The sequence below is a fragment of the Streptomyces sp. NPDC047869 genome, assembly GCF_040704065.1.
Classification (GTDB): Bacteria; Actinomycetota; Actinomycetes; order Streptomycetales; family Streptomycetaceae; genus Streptomyces.
In genome coordinates this window covers 31,014-48,234 of the sequence record NZ_JBEYRK010000006.1, presented here as the reverse complement: position 1 = coordinate 48,234, position 17,221 = coordinate 31,014, and the positions used below count along the sequence as shown (strand labels likewise).

General features: G+C 71.8%; 17 protein-coding genes and 1 pseudogene. 12 read left to right on the top strand and 6 right to left on the bottom strand.

Annotated features, from left to right (window positions below; genetic code table 11):
* Positions 1–381 precede the first annotated feature (381 nt).
* Positions 382–1,059: a response regulator transcription factor gene (locus AB0924_RS10245; RefSeq protein ID WP_143631351.1), complete on the top strand. Its 678-nt coding sequence runs from the start codon at positions 382–384 to the stop codon at positions 1,057–1,059.
* 42 nt (positions 1,060–1,101) lie between these two features.
* A complete protein-coding gene (locus tag AB0924_RS10240) occupies positions 1,102–2,373 on the top strand; it encodes an ATP-binding protein (RefSeq protein ID WP_358928936.1) in 1,272 nt (423 codons plus the stop codon).
* 40 nt (positions 2,374–2,413) lie between these two features.
* Here AB0924_RS10240 and AB0924_RS10235 read toward each other — a convergent pair whose 3' ends face one another.
* Positions 2,414–2,923, bottom strand: coding sequence for a GtrA family protein (locus AB0924_RS10235; protein ID WP_358928938.1), 510 nt, complete (start codon positions 2,921–2,923; stop codon positions 2,414–2,416).
* 182 nt (positions 2,924–3,105) lie between these two features.
* Between AB0924_RS10235 and AB0924_RS10230 the strand changes: the two genes are divergently transcribed.
* From AB0924_RS10230 to AB0924_RS10215, 4 genes and pseudogenes are all read left to right on the top strand, one after another.
* Positions 3,106–4,266, top strand: a complete 1,161-nt coding sequence (locus tag AB0924_RS10230; RefSeq protein ID WP_358928940.1) for a 5-(carboxyamino)imidazole ribonucleotide synthase — start codon at positions 3,106–3,108, stop codon at positions 4,264–4,266.
* A complete protein-coding gene (gene purE, locus AB0924_RS10225; protein WP_358928942.1) occupies positions 4,263–4,787 on the top strand; it encodes a 5-(carboxyamino)imidazole ribonucleotide mutase in 525 nt (174 codons plus the stop codon). Before AB0924_RS10230 ends, purE begins: the two co-directional genes overlap by 4 nt.
* Before the next feature lie 5 nt (positions 4,788–4,792).
* A complete protein-coding gene (locus AB0924_RS10220) occupies positions 4,793–5,980 on the top strand; it encodes a dipeptidase (RefSeq protein WP_358929026.1) in 1,188 nt (395 codons plus the stop codon).
* Positions 5,981–6,138: 158 nt separating this feature from the next.
* Positions 6,139–6,798, top strand: a pseudogene (locus AB0924_RS10215) (membrane dipeptidase); the annotation flags it as partial.
* A gap of 16 nt (positions 6,799–6,814) precedes the next feature.
* On the opposite strand, the gene AB0924_RS10210 reads toward AB0924_RS10215, so the two are convergent.
* Together AB0924_RS10210 and AB0924_RS10205 are read right to left on the bottom strand one after the other, a co-directional pair.
* Positions 6,815–7,216: a VOC family protein gene (locus AB0924_RS10210; protein WP_358928944.1), complete on the bottom strand. Its 402-nt coding sequence runs from the start codon at positions 7,214–7,216 to the stop codon at positions 6,815–6,817.
* Between the two features lie 14 nt (positions 7,217–7,230).
* Complete coding sequence (locus AB0924_RS10205; protein WP_358928946.1) at positions 7,231–7,587, bottom strand: VOC family protein; 357 nt, start codon at positions 7,585–7,587, stop codon at positions 7,231–7,233.
* A gap of 114 nt (positions 7,588–7,701) precedes the next feature.
* Between AB0924_RS10205 and AB0924_RS10200 the strand changes: the two genes are divergently transcribed.
* Positions 7,702–8,235, top strand: coding sequence for a CGNR zinc finger domain-containing protein (locus AB0924_RS10200; RefSeq protein ID WP_358928948.1), 534 nt, complete (start codon positions 7,702–7,704; stop codon positions 8,233–8,235).
* A gap of 92 nt (positions 8,236–8,327) precedes the next feature.
* On the opposite strand, the gene AB0924_RS10195 is transcribed toward AB0924_RS10200, so the two are convergent.
* A complete protein-coding gene (locus AB0924_RS10195; RefSeq protein ID WP_358929028.1) occupies positions 8,328–9,671 on the bottom strand; it encodes a UDP-glucose/GDP-mannose dehydrogenase family protein in 1,344 nt (447 codons plus the stop codon).
* Between the two features lie 180 nt (positions 9,672–9,851).
* On the opposite strand from AB0924_RS10195, the gene AB0924_RS10190 reads away from it, so the two are divergent.
* From AB0924_RS10190 to AB0924_RS10180, 3 genes are all read left to right on the top strand, one after another.
* The gene (locus tag AB0924_RS10190) at positions 9,852–11,009 is read left to right on the top strand and encodes an acyl-CoA dehydrogenase (protein WP_366911138.1); all 1,158 of its coding nucleotides are present in this window, start codon (positions 9,852–9,854) and stop codon (positions 11,007–11,009) included.
* Between the two features lie 161 nt (positions 11,010–11,170).
* The gene (locus AB0924_RS10185; RefSeq protein ID WP_358928952.1) at positions 11,171–11,533 is read left to right on the top strand and encodes a four-helix bundle copper-binding protein; all 363 of its coding nucleotides are present in this window, start codon (positions 11,171–11,173) and stop codon (positions 11,531–11,533) included.
* A 71-nt stretch (positions 11,534–11,604) separates the two neighbouring features.
* Positions 11,605–12,423, top strand: coding sequence for a class I SAM-dependent methyltransferase (locus tag AB0924_RS10180; RefSeq protein WP_366911137.1), 819 nt, complete (start codon positions 11,605–11,607; stop codon positions 12,421–12,423).
* On the opposite strand, the gene AB0924_RS10175 is transcribed toward AB0924_RS10180, so the two are convergent.
* Complete coding sequence (locus tag AB0924_RS10175) at positions 12,420–13,715, bottom strand: LCP family protein (RefSeq protein WP_366911136.1); 1,296 nt, start codon at positions 13,713–13,715, stop codon at positions 12,420–12,422. The two genes, AB0924_RS10180 and AB0924_RS10175, sit on opposite strands and share 4 nt — an antisense overlap.
* A 119-nt stretch (positions 13,716–13,834) precedes the next feature.
* Here AB0924_RS10175 and AB0924_RS10170 point away from each other — a divergent pair, with 119 nt between their 5' ends.
* Complete coding sequence (locus AB0924_RS10170; RefSeq protein ID WP_358928958.1) at positions 13,835–14,383, top strand: acyl-CoA thioesterase; 549 nt, start codon at positions 13,835–13,837, stop codon at positions 14,381–14,383.
* Between the two features lie 95 nt (positions 14,384–14,478).
* Here the strand turns inward: AB0924_RS10170 and AB0924_RS10165 are convergent, their stop codons facing one another.
* Positions 14,479–15,861, bottom strand: coding sequence for an LCP family protein (locus AB0924_RS10165; RefSeq protein WP_358928960.1), 1,383 nt, complete (start codon positions 15,859–15,861; stop codon positions 14,479–14,481).
* Between the two features lie 295 nt (positions 15,862–16,156).
* On the opposite strand from AB0924_RS10165, the gene AB0924_RS10160 reads away from it, so the two are divergent.
* Positions 16,157–17,185 carry a glycosyltransferase family 2 protein gene (locus AB0924_RS10160; RefSeq protein ID WP_358928962.1) on the top strand — a complete coding sequence of 343 codons (1,029 nt, stop codon included), beginning with the start codon at positions 16,157–16,159 and terminating at the stop codon, positions 17,183–17,185.
* Positions 17,186–17,221 lie beyond the last annotated feature (36 nt).

Genomic DNA, 17,221 nt, shown 5'->3' with positions numbered 1-17,221 from the left:
CCGGATCGCGGAGCGGCGGACGGCGACCACCGGGATCCACGCCCCGCACGCGGCACTGCGTCCGGAGCCCGGCCGGAGGTCATTCCTTTCAGGGCTGATCTTCGTCAGCCCGCACACAAAAGAGACCCTCAGCGACAAGTGCCCGCCAAAGGTCCCCGGTGTGCTACAGGCGTTCACGTCACTCTACGTCAGGACACTGCCGGATATGGAAGGACTTGAGACACGGATCACAGGTGTCGGGGGAACTGCGGGACCTGATTCGAAGGTCTCCCCTACGATCGCATCCCCCAGGCAATGGTTCGTACCACTGGCCCGGGAAGGTAAGAATCCCGGGAAGCGATCACACCCCGGCACCGAGCGCGGGCGGTCTACCATCACCTCATGACCCGTGTACTGCTCGCCGAGGACGACGCGTCCATCTCGGAGCCGCTGGCCCGCGCACTGCGCCGGGAAGGTTACGAGGTCGAGGTGCGCGAGGACGGACCCACCGCGCTCGACGCCGGCATCCAGGGCGGTGTCGATCTGGTCGTGCTCGACCTGGGCCTGCCCGGCATGGACGGCCTGGAGGTCGCCCGCCGGCTGCGTGCCGACGGGCAGTCCGTGCCGATCCTCATCCTGACCGCGCGCGCCGACGAGGTGGACACCGTCGTGGGCCTGGACGCGGGCGCCGACGACTACGTCACCAAGCCCTTCCGGCTCGCCGAACTGCTCGCCCGGGTACGGGCCCTGCTGCGGCGCGGCGCCGCCGAGCCCCAGCAGCCGCCGGCCACGCACGGGGTGCGCATCGACGTCGAGTCGCACCGCGCCTGGATGGGCGAGGAGGAACTCCAGCTCACCGCGAAGGAGTTCGACCTGCTGCGGGTGCTGGTGCGGGACGCCGGACGCGTGGTCACCCGGGACCAGCTCATGCGCGAGGTCTGGGACACCACCTGGTGGTCGTCCACCAAGACCCTCGACATGCACATCTCCTGGCTGCGCAAGAAGCTCGGCGACGACGCGGCGAACCCCCGCTACATCGCCACCGTGCGCGGAGTCGGCTTCCGTTTCGAAAAGAGCTGAGCCCCCCACCGGGGGCCCGGCACCGCTTCAGGTAACCAGGACATGCGCCGACGTCTCATCCAGTCCACGCTCGCCGTCGTCCTCGTCGTGATCGCCGTCTTCGGGGTCTCCCTGGTGATCGTCGAGACGCGGACCATCACCAGCAGCGCCCAGGAGCGGGTCGAGTCCGAGGCGGTGCGGCTGGCGAGCATCGTGGACAGCCGCATCCTCGCGGAGGAGAACGTCAACTCCGAGGTCCTGCGCAACCCGGTCAGCAAGGACCAGTACGCGGTCATCAAAGTCCCCGGCCGGGCGCCGATCGAGATCGGCAGCAAGCCCGAGGGCGACGTCATCCACGCCACGCAGCGGGGCGAGGAGGGCGAGACGGTCACCGTGCAGGAGCCGCGCTCCGCGGTCACCCGCGAGGTCGGCCGCACCCTGCTGATCATCGGGCTGGTCGCGCTGCTCGCGGTGATCGCCGCCGTGCTGCTCGCCGTCCGCCAGGCCAACCGCCTCGCCTCCCCGCTGACCGACCTCGCCGAGACCGCCGAACGCCTCGGCTCCGGCGACCCGCGCCCGAGGCACAAGCGGTACGGCGTCCCCGAGCTGGACCGGGTCGCCGATGTCCTGGACTCCTCCGCCGAGCGGATCGGGCGCATGCTGACCGCCGAGCGCCGCCTGGCCGCCGACGCCTCCCACCAGCTCCGTACGCCGCTGACCGCGCTGTCCATGCGGCTGGAGGAGATCACCCTCACCGACGACCCGGACACGGTGAAGGACGAGGCGACCATCGCGCTGACCCAGGTCGAGCGGCTGACGGACGTGGTGCAGCGGCTGCTGACCAACGCCCGCGACCCGCGCACCGGCTCCGCCGTCACCTTCGACCTCGACGAGGTCATCCAGCAGCAGCTCGCCGAGTGGCGGCCCGCCTACCGCAGCGCCGGCCGGGCCGTCGTCTCCTCCGGCAAGCGGCATCTGCACGCCGTCGGCACCCCCGGCGCGGTCGCGCAGGTGCTGGCCGCGCTGATCGAGAACTCCCTCATGCACGGCGGCGGGACCGTGGCCCTGCGCACCCGGGTCACCGGCAACCAGGCGGTAGTGGAGGTCACCGACGAGGGGCCCGGTGTCCCGGCCGACCTCGGCGCGCGGATCTTCGAGCGCACCATCAGCGGCCGCAACTCCACCGGCATCGGACTGGCCGTGGCCCGCGACCTCGCGGAGGCCGACGGGGGCCGCCTGGAGCTGCTCCAGGCCAAGCCACCGGTGTTCGGCCTGTTCCTGTCCCGCACGCCCCCCTCCCGCAAACCGGAGGAGAACGGGCCCACGGTCCGCTAGCGGGACCCGGGACCTCCCCGGAACCGGCTGCGGCAGCCGGCTACGGAACGCGCTGCCGGGGCTCGGACGCGGGCTTCCTGGGCTGCTGCGCCAGGATCGACTCCGCGCCCGCGACCGCCTCCCGGGCGGGCATGGCACGGAACACCCAGGTGCGGTAGGACCAGAAGCGGAACAGGGTGGCGACGCCGATGCCCACGAACTTGAAGATGTTGCTCTGCAGCGGGCTGTCCCAGCCGAAGCCGTAGGTCGCCAGGTACAGCACGCCGTTCTCGATCACCAGACCGATCGCGCTGAACAGCAGGAACAGCGTGAGCTCCCGGGTGCGGCCGCTCTTTTCACGGTCCCGGTACGTCCAGTAACGGAAGCCCACGTAATTGAAGGCGATGGCGACGACGGTCGCGATGATGCTGGCGCGCACCACCGGCAGGTCGGAGACGTGCCGGACCAGGTTGAACACGCCCAGGTTGACGAGGACACCGGCACCGCCGACGGCACCGAACTTGGCCACCTCGCGTACGAGCCGTTGCAGCCCCGAGGAACGTAGTTCCATGGCTGTGCAGCTCCCGTCCGTAGGTTTCGTCAGCCAAGCCATGCTATCCAGGCCGCACCCCCGGCGCCTGCGGACGAGGCCACAGCTTGGGAACGGGTCGGAAAGAGCCGGGAAAGCCCAGGGTAAGAGGGGGTGTGAGGCCGGTAGGCCGGGCGGGTCGGTCTGGCCGATACGCTAGGGGGGTGACGTTCCCGGTAGTCGGCATGGTCGGCGGGGGGCAGCTCGCGCGTATGACGCACGAAGCCGGCATCCCGTTGGGCATCAGGTTCAAGCTCCTCAGTGACACCCCTCAGGATTCCGCGGCACAGGTCGTGAACGATGTCGTCGTCGGCGACTATCGCGACCTGGACACGCTGCGTGAGTTCGCGCGCGGGTGCGACGTGATCACCTTCGATCACGAACATGTACCCACCGAGCACCTCAGGGCCCTGGAGGCGGACGGCATCCCCGTGCGCCCGGGGCCCGACGCGCTCGTGCACGCCCAGGACAAGGGCGTGATGCGGGCGAGGCTCGACGCGATCGGCATCCCCTGCCCGCGGCACCGCATCGTGAGCGACCCGCGGGACGTGGCCGCCTTCGCACGCGAGGGCCTCGCCGAGGGCGCCGAGGGCGACGGCTTCCCCGTCGTCCTGAAGACCGTCCGCGGCGGCTACGACGGCAAGGGCGTGTGGGTCGTCGACTCAGCCGAGGAGGCCGCCGACCCGTTCCGCGCGGGCGTGCCCGTCCTCGCCGAGGAGAAGGTCGACTACGTCCGCGAGCTCGCCGCGAACGTCGTACGCTCCCCGCACGGCCAGGCCGTCGCCTACCCGGTGGTCGAGTCGCGGCAGGTGAACGGCGTCTGCGACACCGTCATCGCGCCCGCCCCCGACCTCGGTGAGGACCTCGCGCTGCGGGCCGAGGAGATGGCCCTGACCATCGCCAAGGAACTCGGCGTCGTCGGCCACCTCGCCGTCGAGCTGTTCCAGACCCGCGACGGCCGCATCCTCGTCAACGAACTCGCGATGCGCCCGCACAACTCCGGCCACTGGACCCAGGACGGCGCGGTCACCTCCCAGTTCGCCAACCACGTCCGCGCGGTCCTCGACCTCCCGCTCGGCGACCCGCGCCCGCGCGCCCCGTGGACCGTGATGGTCAACGTCCTGGGCGGCGACTACCCGGACATGTACTCCGCGTACTTGCACTGCATGGCCCGCGACCCCAAGCTCAAGATCCACATGTACGGCAAGGACGTGAAGCCCGGCCGCAAGGTCGGACACGTCAACACCTACGGCGAGGACCTGGACGACGTCCTCGAGCGCGCACGGCACGCAGCCGGCTACCTGAGAGGCACGATCACCGAATGAGCCCTGTTGTTGGCATCGTCATGGGGTCGGACTCCGACTGGCCCGTCATGGAGGCCGCCGCCAAGGCGCTGGACGAGTTCGAGATCGCCTACGAGGTCGACGTCGTCTCCGCGCACCGCATGCCGCGCGAGATGATCACGTACGGCGAGCAGGCGGCCGAGCGCGGCCTGAAGGCGATCATCGCCGGCGCGGGCGGTGCCGCCCACCTGCCCGGCATGCTCGCCTCCGTCACCCCGCTGCCGGTCATCGGCGTCCCGGTCCCGCTGAAGTACCTCGACGGCATGGACTCCCTGCTGTCGATCGTGCAGATGCCGGCCGGCGTCCCGGTCGCCACCGTCTCCGTCGCCGGTGCCCGCAACGCCGGTCTGCTCGCGGCCCGCATGCTCGCCGCGCACGACGAGGAGCTGCTCCAGCGGATGCGCGACTTCATGCAGGACCTCAACGACCAGGCCACCGAGAAGGGCAAGCGCCTGCGGACCAAGGTCGAGGGCGCGGGCAGCGGCTTCGGCTTCGGGAAATGACGCCCATGGCATCCCTGGACGAGGCCCGCGAGCTGCTGCGCGAGTTCCCGGTCGTCGACGGCCACAACGACCTGCCGTGGGCCCTGCGCGAACAGGTCACCTACGACCTGGACGCCCGGGACATCGCCGCGGACCAGAACGCCCACCTGCACACCGACCTCCCCCGGCTGCGCGCGGGCGGCGTCGGCGCCCAGTACTGGTCGGTGTACGTCCCCTCGGACCGGCCCGGCGCGGTTCCGGCCACCCTCGAGCAGATCGACTGCGTCCGGCAGCTGATCGACCGCTACCCGGCCGACCTGGCCCCCGCGCTGACCGCGGCGGACATGGAGGCGGCGCGGCAGGGCGGCCGGATCGCCTCCCTGATGGGTGCCGAGGGCGGCCACTCCATCGCCAACTCGCTCGGCACCCTGCGCGGGCTGTACGCGCTCGGCGTGCGCTACATGACGCTCACCCACAACGACAACAACGACTGGGCGGATTCCGCGACCGACGAGCCGGGCGTCGGCGGCCTGTCGGCGTTCGGCCGCGAGGTCGTGCGCGAGATGAACCGGCTCGGCATGCTCGTCGACCTCTCCCACGTGGCGGCGACGACCATGCGGGACGCGCTGGACACCTCCACCGCGCCGGTGATCTTCTCGCACTCCTCCTCCCGGGCCGTCTGCGACCACCCGCGCAACATCCCGGACGACGTCCTGGAGCGGCTGCCCGCCAACGGCGGCATGGCGATGGTGACGTTCGTGCCGAAGTTCGTGCTCCAGGCGGCGGTCGACTGGACGGCGGCGGCCGACGCGAACCTGCGCGCCCACGGCTTCCACCACCTCGACACCACCGCCGAGGCCATGAAGGTGCACCGCGCCTTCGAGGAGAGCACCCCGCGCCCGGTCGCCACGGTGTCCACGGTCGCCGACCACCTCGACCACATGCGCGAGGTCGCGGGCATCGACCACCTCGGCATCGGCGGTGACTACGACGGCACGGCGTTCACCCCGGACGGCCTGGACGACGTCTCCGGCTACCCGAACCTGCTCGCCGAACTGCTCGACCGCGGCTGGTCCCGCCCCGACCTGGCCAAGCTGACGTGGCAGAACGCGGTACGCGTGCTGGGCGCGGCGGAGGACGTCGCCCGCGACCTCCGGGCCACCCGCACCGCGTCCAACGCCACGATCGAGTCCCTGGACGGCACCGGGGCCTGACGGCAGGCAGCGGGACGGCAGGCCTGCCTGGCGGGCCTGCCGTCAGGCGGGTCTGCCTGTCCGGCGGTTGGGCCCGTCTGGCGGACCGGTCCGTGTGGTGGTCGCGCTCGTCCGGCGGTCGCGCTCGTTCGGTGGTTCGGCGTGGCCAGTGGCCGGCCGGCCCGGCCGGGGCGCCCGCGCTCGGCGACTCCCTGGGCATCCTGCGCCTGCTGCACACCCTCGGCCTGCGCGTCCTCACCCTGACCGGCACCGCCTGGGCGGGCGCGGCCGGGCTGACCCGGTTCGGCGAGGAGGTGGTCCGGGAGATGAACCGCCTCGGCGTCCTCGCCGACCTCTCCGGCGCCGGCGACGCCACCGTGCGCCGGACCCTCGCCCTGTCCCGGGCACCGGTCCTGTGCACCCGCTCCGCGGCCCGCGCCCTGCGCCCGCACCCCGCCAACCTGCCCGACGACCTGCTCGCCGTACTGGGCGCGGCCGGCGGTCTGTGCATGGTGCCGATGACCGCCGAGCAGACCGGCCCGACCGTCCGGGACGTCGCCGACCACCTCGACCACGTCCGCGACGTCGCCGGCCCCCAGTCCGTGGGCCTGTCCGGCACCTACGACACCGGCGCCGCACACCCTCGCGGCCTAGCCGACACCTCCCGCTATCCCCAGCTGATCGCCGAGCTGCTCCGCCGCGGCTGGGCCGAGTCCGAGCTGGCCCTGCTGACCTGGCAGAACGTCCAGCGGGTGCTGCGCAGGGCGGACTTCACCGCCAAGACCGCACAGCACCGCCGCGGCCCGTCGACCGCGAGCATCACGGAGCTGGACGGCTAGGCCCTTCCAGCGGCCGTCAGTCGAGCCCGTCCGGCCGCTCGATCCGGCACAGGCAGAACGGATGCCCGGCCGGATCGGCGTACACCTGGAAGTCCTTCTTCTCCCGGTCCTCCAGGTCCAGCGGCCGGGCTCCCAGCGCGAGGACCTTCTCGTGGGCCGCGTCCATGTCCGTCCAGGTCGGCCCGCCGTCGAAGTCCAGGTGGAACTGCTGCGAGTCCCGGTCGGCGCGCGGCCACTGGGGCGGAGCGAATCCCTCGGCCCGCTGGAAGGAGAGCCGCGGCCCGTCCGGGACCCGCAGGACGACCCAGTTGTCGTCCTCGGCGTCCGGGGTGCCGCCCGCCACCGCCGCGTAGAACGCGGCCAGCGCGTGCGGGTCGGGGCAGTCGAGCACGACGCTGCGCAGACGGGCGATGGCCATGGGTCCTCCAGGTGTCAGCAGGCGCAGAGGCAGAACGGGTGCCCGGCCGGGTCGGCGTAAACCCGGAAGCTGTTCCCGCCCTGCTCGGCCAGCGGCTTCGCACCCAACGCCAGCACCCCCTTCTCCGCCTCGTCCAGGTCCTCTACCACCAGGTCCAGATGCAGCTGCTGCGAGGCGTCCGGCGACGGCCAGCGCGGCGGGACGTGTCCGGGGGCCCGCTGGAAGGCGAGCGCCTGCCCGCCCGGCACCTTCAGGTCCACCCACTGCGCGTCCCCCTCGGGGGTGCCGCCCAGTACCTCGGCGTAGAAACCGGCGAGCGCGTGCGGGTCCGGGCAGTCCAGGACGACCACACCCAGCTTGGCGAGAGCCATGACTTCCTCCACGACGTCCGAGTTACCGTTGAACCCGGTTATCCGGTAACGGTTACCGCATGCTCCCGCAAGGCGGGTAACGTCGCAACCGGATTGCGGAGAAGAGAGGCGGACATGACCGAGCGATCACCCGCCCCGGAAGGCCTGGCGCTCATCGAGTCCCTGGTGAACACGCTCGACATCGAGAGCGGGCGGGACGCGCTCGACACGGCCGACGGCCGGCGGCTCCTCGGGCTCAGCGAGGACGAACTGGCCGGCGCCCGCACCCTGCGCGAGTCACTGCGGGCCACCCTGCTCGCCCACGCCGGCCACCCGCCGCACCGCGAGGTCGCCCCGCTCGGCGAGCTGCTGGCCGACGCACCTCTGCACATCACCGTCGATCCCGGCGACGGCTCGGCGGCCCTCGCCCCGGCCGACACCGGCCCGCTGCTCTCCCGGGTCGCCGCGGCCGTCGCCCAGGCCCTGGTCGCGGGCACCTGGACCCGGCTGAAGGCCTGCGCCGCCGACACCTGCCACTGGGCGTACTACGACCGCAGCCCCGCCGGCCGCGGCCGCTGGTGCTCCATGCAGGTGTGCGGAGCGCGCGCCAAGATGCGCCGGTACCGGGCGAAGGGGCCGTACACCACGGAAAGTTCGACGGCCACATAGCCGCCCCGTGGGGCAGAATGCAAGAGGACGCCGGTTCGGCCGACTGAGCCTCGGCCGAACCGGCGTCCTCCGGATAGCACTCGGAGCCGGCGCTACGCGGTCGGGCGGCCCATCGCCCGGTACGTCCACCCGGCCCGCCGCCACAGCTCCGGGTCCAGCGCGTTGCGCCCGTCCAGGATCAGCCGGGCCGCCGCCACCTCGCCCAGCGAAGCCGGGTCCAGCTCGCGGAACTCCCGCCACTCCGTCAGGTGCAGCACCACGTCGGCCCCCCGGACCGCCTCCAGGGCGGAATCCGCGTAACCCAGCGTCGGGAAGACCTTGCGGGCGTTCGCCATGCCCTTCGGGTCGTACACGGTCACCTGACCGCCCTGCAGATGGATCTGCCCGGCCACGTTCAGCGCCGGCGAGTCCCGCACGTCGTCCGAGTCGGGCTTGAAGGCGGCACCCAGCACCGCCACCCGCTTGCCCAGGAACGAGCCGCCGCCGAGCGCCTCCCGGGCCATCTCCACCATCTGGCCGCGCCGGCGCATGTTGATGGAGTCGATCTCCCGCAGGAAGGTCAGCGCCTGGTCCGCGCCCAGCTCACCGGCGCGCGCCATGAACGCCCGGATGTCCTTCGGCAGACAGCCGCCGCCGAACCCGATCCCGGCGCGCAGGAACTTCCGCCCGATCCGGTCGTCGTAACCGATGGCCTCCGCGAGCTGCGCCACGTCACCGCCGCCCGCCTCGCAGACCTCCGCCATCGCGTTGATGAACGAGATCTTCGTCGCGAGGAACGAGTTCGCCGCGGTCTTCACCAGCTCGGCCGTCGGGAAGTCCGTCACCACGAACGGGGTGCCCTCGCCGACCGGCGTCGCGTACACCTCGCGCAGCAGCTTCTCCGCCCGCTCGCTGCGCACCCCGACCACGATCCGGTCCGGGTGCAGCGTGTCCTGCACCGCGAAGCCCTCACGCAGGAACTCCGGGTTCCAGGCCAGCTCCGCGTCCGCGCCGGCGGGCGCGTGCTCCGCGAGGTAGTCGGCCAGCCGGTCCGCCGAACCCACCGGCACGGTCGACTTGCCGACCACCAGCGCCGGGCCGCGCAGATGCGGGGCGAGCGAGGCGATGGCCGCGTCGACGTACGACATGTCGGCCGCGTAGTCCCCGTGCCGCTGCGGGGTGTTCACGCACACGAAGTGCACATCGCCGAACTCGGCCACCTCGGCCCAGTCCGTGGTGAAACGCAGCCGCCCCGAGGACCCCTCGAAGCCCGTCACGTGCCTGCGCAGCAGCTCCTCGAGCCCCGGCTCGTACATCGGGGTCTCGCCGCGCTCCAGCATGGCGATCTTCTCGGGCACGACGTCGAGCCCCAGCACCTCGAAGCCCAGCTCGGCCATGGCCGCGGCGTGCGTGGCGCCGAGATAGCCGGTGCCGATCACGGTGATCTTCAGGCTCATGGGTGCGCTCCAGCTCGGGGACTCGGTCATGCGGTGCCTGAGCATAGTCGGGCCGCCCACCGGGCATTTTCCCCGCTGTCACCAAGCTCACGTAGGCGGGTTCCGGGCGGCCCACTAAAATTTGAGTTACTTAACGGTAATTAGCGTCAGTATCACTGTGTCTTTGGAGCGTGAGAGACCGTGGCCGGAACGGCTGACTTCGACCTGTACCGCCCGTCCGAGGAGCACGACATGCTCCGGGACGCCGTCCGCTCGCTGGTCGAGGCGAAGATCGCGCCGTTCGCCGCGGCGGTCGACGAGGAGGCCCGCTTCCCCCAGGAGGCCCTCGACGCGCTCGTGGCGAACGACCTCGCCGCCGTGCACGTCCCCGAGGAGTACGGCGGCGCCGGCGCCGACGCGCTCGCCACGGTCATCGTGATCGAGGAAGTCGCCCGCGCCTGCGTCTCCTCCTCCCTGATCCCCGCGGTGAACAAGCTGGGCTCCCTGCCGGTGATCCTCTCCGGCGGCGAGGAGCTGAAGAAGAAGTACCTGACCCCGCTCGCCAAGGGCGACGCGATGTTCTCGTACTGCCTCTCCGAGCCGGAGGCGGGCTCGGACGCGGCCGGCATGAAGACCAAGGCGGTCCGCGACGGCGACCACTGGATCCTCAACGGCGTGAAACGCTGGATCACCAACGCGGGCGTCTCCGAGTACTACACGGTGATGGCGGTCACGGACCCCGCCAAGCGCTCCAGGGGCATCTCGGCGTTCGTCGTCGAGAAGTCGGACGAGGGAGTCTCCTTCGGCGCCCCGGAGAAGAAGCTCGGCATCAAGGGCTCCCCGACCCGCGAGGTCTACTTCGACAACGTTCGCATCCCCGCCGACCGCATGATCGGCGAGGAGGGCACCGGCTTCGCCACCGCCATGAAGACCCTGGACCACACCCGCATCACCATCGCCGCCCAGGCGCTCGGTGTCGCCCAGGGCGCCCTCGACTACGCCAAGGGCTACGTCCAGGAGCGCAAGCAGTTCGGCAAGCCGATCGCCGACTTCCAGGGCATCCAGTTCATGCTCGCGGACATGTCCATGAAGATCTCGGCGGCCCGCGCCCTCACCTACCAGGCCGCCGCCGCCTCCGAGCGCGGCGACGCCGACCTCACCTACCTCGGCGCCGCCGCCAAGTGCTTCGCCTCGGACACGGCGATGGAGGTCACCACCGACGCCGTCCAGCTCCTCGGCGGCTACGGCTACACCCGCGACTACCCGGTGGAGCGCATGATGCGCGACGCGAAGATCACCCAGATCTACGAAGGCACCAACCAGGTCCAGCGGATCGTGATGGCGCGCAACCTGCCGTAGCCGGTCGCGGATCCACGGTCTCCGGAAGGCGCCCCACGGGGCGCCTTCCGTCTGTTCGGGGGCGCCTTACGACCGGTCGGTCACATGCGGGCCGGGGATGGTGGGCGTAGGACGGAAGCACACGGGGCCCGATCCGGGTCCCAGTCTTCCCAGGAGGAGCCATGACCCAGCCCGGAACCATGACCCCGATGACCAAGGAGATGCAGGACTGCGTCGAGGCCTGCATGACGGCGCACACCATGTGCGAGGAGGCCATGAGCTCCTGCATGCACATGGGCGGCCAGCCCCAGATGCAGATCATGCGCGCGCTCATGGACTGCTCCGAGATGACCCGCATGTGCTCCGACATGATGATGCGCCGCTCGCCCATGGCCCAGGAGATGTGCGCGATGTGCGCCAAGGCCTGCGACATGTGCGCCGAGGCGTGTATGTCCATGCCGGACGACCAGCAGCTCATGCGCTGCGCCGAGGCGTGTCGCCGCTGCGCGGAGATGTGCCGGACGATGGCGGGCGCCCGGATGTGACCTCGCGCGCCTGCGTGTGATCAAGGGCACCCACGGGGTGCCCTTGATCGTTTGTGCGGCAGGCTGGGCGCATGACCGATACGGATGCGACGACGGCTTTCGACGCCGCCGAACGGACCATGTGGGCCGGGCGGACCGAGGCGTACGCCATGAGCTTCGGGCGCCTGTGCGCTCACACCGTGCCCACCCTGCTGGACGCCGCAGGCGTCGGCGCGGGGACCCGGGTGCTCGACGTGGGTACCGGGACCGGCACGGCCGCGCTGGCGGCGGCGGAGCGGGGCGCGCTGGTGCGGGCCGTGGACGCCGATGCCGGGATGGTCGCCGAGGCGCGTCGGCGCGGGGTGACCGCCGAGGTGGCGGTGCTGCCCGAACTGCCATTCCAGGAGGGCGAGTTCGACGCGGTCGTCGGGAACTTCGTGCTCAACCACGTGGGCCGTCCGCGCACCGCCCTCGCCGAGTTGCGGCGGGTGCTGCGGCCGGGAGGGCGGCTCGCGGTGACGCTGTGGGGCGCCCGGCGCGGGGGCGGGCAGGAGCTGCTCGGTGCCGCGTGCGCGGCGGGCGGCGCGGTCCCGCCGTCGTACCTGCCCCGTCTCGCGCCGGACGAGGACTTCGAGCGGACCCCCCGGGGCCTGGCCGGGCTGCTCTCGGAGGCCGGCTTCGGCGGTGCCGGGGCGGAGGAGCTGGAGTGGGACCACCGGGCGACCGTCGAGGAGTGGTGGGGCGGGGTGGCCGCCGGGGTCGGCACCGTCGGCCTGGTCGTGACCTCGCAGGACGCGGAGACCGCCGGACGCGTCCGGCGCGAGTACGAACGGCTGTGCGCCCGGTACGACGAAGGGGAAGGGCTGCTCGCCCTTCCCCATGTCGCGCTGCTGGCCTCCGGGACCGCCTAGTTGCCGGAGACGGTCACCGTCTCGTCGTTCTTCAGCTCGTCCACCAGGGTCTTCACCTTCGCCTTGTCCCAGACGAGGTTGCCGCCGGAGGAGCCGGAGATCGGCATGTTCATGGACTTGCCGTCCCCGCTGCTGACGCCCTTCATCGCCCAGAACATCGACGCCAGGTCCCACAGGCTCATGTCCTTGTCGACGGTCAGGGAGTCCAGGCCGGCGCCCATGGTCGGGTAGAACTTGAACGGGTTGAGGACCGTCGACGGGGTGGCGACCTGGTGGGCCAGCGCGGCCAGGAACTTCTGCTGGTTCTTGGTGCGCTGCAGGTCGCTCGCCGCGAAGGCGTGCCGGGTGCGGACGAAGGCCAGGGCCTGCTCGCCGTTCAGCGTCTGCTTGCCGGCCTTGAAGTCGGCGCCCGACCACTTGTCCTTGAAGCCCTGGTCGAGGTTCATCTCGACACCGCCCACCGCGTCCACGATCTTCGCGAAGCCGCCGAAGCCGATCTCCACGTAGTGGTCGATGTGCAGGCCGGTGTTGAACTCGATCGTGCGGACCAGCAGGGTCGGGCCGTCCTCGGCGTAGGCCGCGTTCAGCTTCGTGTGGCGGCCCTGGTTCGCGTAGACCTTCCCGGACGTCGACCCCTTGTAGGAGGGGATCGCCACGTCGGAGTCGCGCGGCAGCGAGATCAGGGTGTCGCCGTTGCTGCCGACGTGCAGGATCATCATCGAGTCGGTGCGCTGGCCCTGCGCGGAGCCGGTGTGCAGCTTCTTCTTGTCCTCGGCCGTCATGCCCTTGCGGCTGTCGGAGCCGACGATCAGGTAGTTGGTGCCCTCGCCGGTCTCGGGCCGGTCGATGACCTTGGAGAGGTCGACGTCCCGGTTCAGCTTGGAGTCGGCCCAGAAGTAGGTCGCCACCGACGTGACGATGAGCACAGTCACGAGCGTCAGGGCCGTCAGCTTGATCCGCCGCCGCCAGTTCGGGGCGGGGCGGGGGCCTCTGCCGTAGGGCTCCTCGGGGCCGCCGGGGCCGCCTCCGCCGTAGACCTGGCCGGTGTTGTAGCCGCTGTCGTAGTCGTCGTATCCCTGGCCGTCGACGTACGACGGCTGCTGCGGGACCCCGGCGCCGTAGGGCGGCGCCGACGGGCCGGGCGTGCCGTACGGGCGCTGGCCGGGCGGTACCGCCGGGCCGCGCTGCACCTGACGCATCACGCGGGCGCCTTCCGGCTGCGCACCGCCGCTGCCGCGTCCGTAGCGCGGGCCGCGGTTGTCGTCGGACCATCCCTGGGGCCAGTCATTCATGCGCCCCAGTGTGCAGGTCGGGGGCGTGTGCCCCACAAGGGTTGTCGGAAAATAAGGGCGCCGCTGTTGCGAAGCTGACACAAATTCCGCGAATGTGACTTCGTCATAAGGTAGGGGTCATGACAGATCAGGCCCCGGACGCGGATCCGGACATCCCGGGCAAGCCCACCTCCGCTTCCCGCACCACGCTCAGCCACATCATGACCCACAACGACACCAACCTGCTGGGGACGGTGCACGGCGGGGTGATCATGAAGCTGGTCGACGATGCCGCGGGCGCCGTGGCCGGCCGGCACTCCGGCGGACCCGCCGTCACCGCGTCCATGGACGAGATGGTGTTCCTCGAGCCGGTCCGCGTGGGTGATCTGGTGCATGTGAAGGCCCAGGTGAACTGGACCGGCCGGACCTCGATGGAGATCGGCGTGCGAGTGCTCGCCGAACGCTGGAACGAGTCCGCCCCCGCCACCCAGGTCGGCTCGGCCTACCTGGTCTTCGCGGCCGTGGACGCCGACGGCAAGCCGCGCCGGGTGCCGCAGGTGCACCCGGAGACCGACCGTGACCGGCGCCGCAACCAGGAGGCGCAGATCCGCCGCACCCACCGCCTGGCGCGCCGCCGCGCGATCCGCGAGCTGCGCGAGAAGCGGGCGGCGGAGGGCTTCGAGGACTGACCCGGCGCGGCGGGCCCGGCGCCGGCCGGGGACCGCCGGTCCGCGGCCCGCGCCGGTGAGCCGTTCACCGCTCCCGCGCCGGTCGGTGCGACGGATCAGGTGCCCCGCGAGCACACCACCTCGTTGCCGCGCACCACGATGTGCTCCGGCCTCGCCGGGTCCCCGGTCCGCACCTTGCGCACCTTGCGGGCGTCCAGGAAGTCGGACCCGGTGGTCACCTTCATCAGCGGCCCCTGGCCGCGCACCGCGCGCAGCTCGCTGCCGGGCAGGGCCGCGGCCAGGGAGCGGGCCGAGCGGTCCCAGCGGGGGTCGTAGGAGACCACCGTGTGCGAGACGTCGTGGGCGGCCGCGGTGACCGGCCGGTGGGTGGCGGCGAAGCCCACCGCGGCGAGCGCCGCGTCGAGCCGTTTGGCGACCCCTTCGGTGCGGGTGCCGTTCTCCACCTGGACCCGGATCCGCCGCGGGTCGACCTCCACCGGGACCGGCCCGGCGGGCCGCGGCCGCTCCGCGCTGAGCGGCTTGTCCTCGCGCAGCGCCGCGAAGAGCGCGCCGGACGCCGCGTCGTCCCACTTCAGGGTCGAGCCGAGCCCCTTGACCTGGTAGTTCATCTGTCCGATGGGCACGGTGGTGAACTCGGAGGAGGACGGGGAGAAGTTCCGCATCGCCCGGCCGAGGTCGAGCAGCTCGTCGGTGCCGAAGCCCACGTCGGCGCGGACCGATCCGAGCACCGCCCGGGTCACGTCCCGGAACCGCATGGGGTTCAGCAGCACCCCGGAGGAGGTGGCCCGGTCGATCAGCGCGGCCAGGAAGTGCTGCTGCCGCTTCATCCGGCCCAGGTCGCTCGCCCCGTCGACGTGCCGGGCGCGCACGTACTGCAGTGCCTGCCCGCCCATGAGGGTGTGGGTGCCGGGCGCGAGGTCCAGCCCGGTGTACGAGTCCTTCAGCGGTGTCGCCGTGCAGACCCGGACGCCGCCGAGCACGTCCACGGTCCTCATGAAGCTGGTGAAGTCGACCTCCAGATAGTGGTCGATCTTCACATGGGTCATGTTCTCCACGGTGCTGATGGTCAGCTGGGGGCCGCCCTCGGCGTAGGCCGCGTTCAGCCGGGCGGGGTGCGCGGCGCGCTGCCGGCCGGTGGCCGTGTCGGTGTGCGCGGGCACCTCGGCGTAGGAGTCGCGGGGCAGGCTCACCACGCTCGCCCGCTCCCGGTCCGCCGAGATGTGCACGATCATCATCGTGTCGGTGCAGTGGCAGGGCTGGCCACCGAGGTGGTACGCCCGCCGCTCCCGCTCGCCGATCTTGTCGCGGCCGTCGGTGCCGACCAGCAGGACGTTCGTGCCGTGCCCCGCCCGGGGCCGGTTCTTCATGTCCTTGAAGGCGTCGACCCGGGTGATGCCGGCGTCCAGGCTGGTGACGACGGCGTGGCCGATCCCGGCCGAGGCGAGGACGACCACGGACAGCGTGGTCACCGCACGCATCGCCCAGCGCGGCCGCCTGGGCCGCATCGCCCGCCCGGCCGGCCGGCCAGGCCTGGGCGGCCGGGGCGGCCTGGGCACGCGGGCGGACGGCTGCGGCCGGCGTTGCGGCCTGGTGGCGTCTCCCCCACCCTTCGCGGCGGGGGAGGGGGACCGTGGCGGGCTGGGCAAAGGGAACCTCCGGACGACGGCCGTACGTGGGATCCGTGAGCACGGTAGGGCGATACGATCCTCAGCCCGCCGATCGGCCCCGGCGGCGCGCACCGGTGTCCCCCGTTCGCGGTAACGTGAGCCCCCTATGAACACCAAGCCCGACGTGCGGCACCCCGCCGTGTCTGTGATCATGCCCGTCCTCAACGAGGAGCGGCATCTGCGCGGGGCCGTCCAAGCGATCCTCGCGCAGGAGTACGCCGGCGAGCTGGAGGTCGTGATCGCCCTCGGTCCGTCCACGGACCGCACGGACGAGATCGCCGCCGAGCTGGTCGCGGAACATCCCCGCGTACACACCGTCCCGAACCCGACCGGCCGCACCCCCGCCGCGCTGAACGCGGCGATCAAGGCCTCCCGGCATCCGATCGTGGTCCGCGTCGACGGCCACGGCATGCTCTCGCCGAACTACATCGCCACCGCCGTCCGGCTCCTGGAGGAGACCGGCGCGCAGAACGTCGGCGGTGTCATGCACGCCGAGGGCGAGAACGACTGGGAGCACGCGGTCGCCGCCGCCATGACCTCGAAGATCGGCGTCGGCAACGCCGCCTTCCACACCGGTGGCCAGGCGGGCCCCGCCGAAACGGTCTACCTCGGGGTGTTCCGCCGCGAGGCCCTGGAGCAGCAGGGCGGCTACAACGAGGAGTTCATCCGGGCCCAGGACTGGGAGCTGAACTTCCGCATCCGGGAGGCGGGCGGCCTGATCTGGTTCTCGCCGGAGCTGAGGGTGTCCTACCGGCCGCGGCCCAGCGTGAAGGCGCTGGCCAAGCAGTACAAGGACTACGGCCGCTGGCGCCATGTCGTGGCCCGGTACCACGAGGGCTCGATCAACCTGCGCTACCTCGCCCCGCCCACGGCGGTGTGCGCGATCGCCGCGGGCCTGGTGGTGGGCGTCGCCCTGACCCCGTGGGGCCTGGTGATACCCGGCGGCTATCTGGCCGCGATCCTGGCGGGCTCGGTCCCGGCGGGCAAGGGGCTGCCCCTCAAGGCCCGGCTGCGGATACCGGTGGCTCTGGCGACCATGCACATGACGTGGGGCTGGGGCTTCCTGACCAGTCCCAGGTCGCTGGCGAAGCGGGTGATCGCCTCGCGGCGCCCGGCGGTGCTCGAACCCCGCTGACGACGGAACACGAAGAGGGCCCCACCTGTCCGAGGC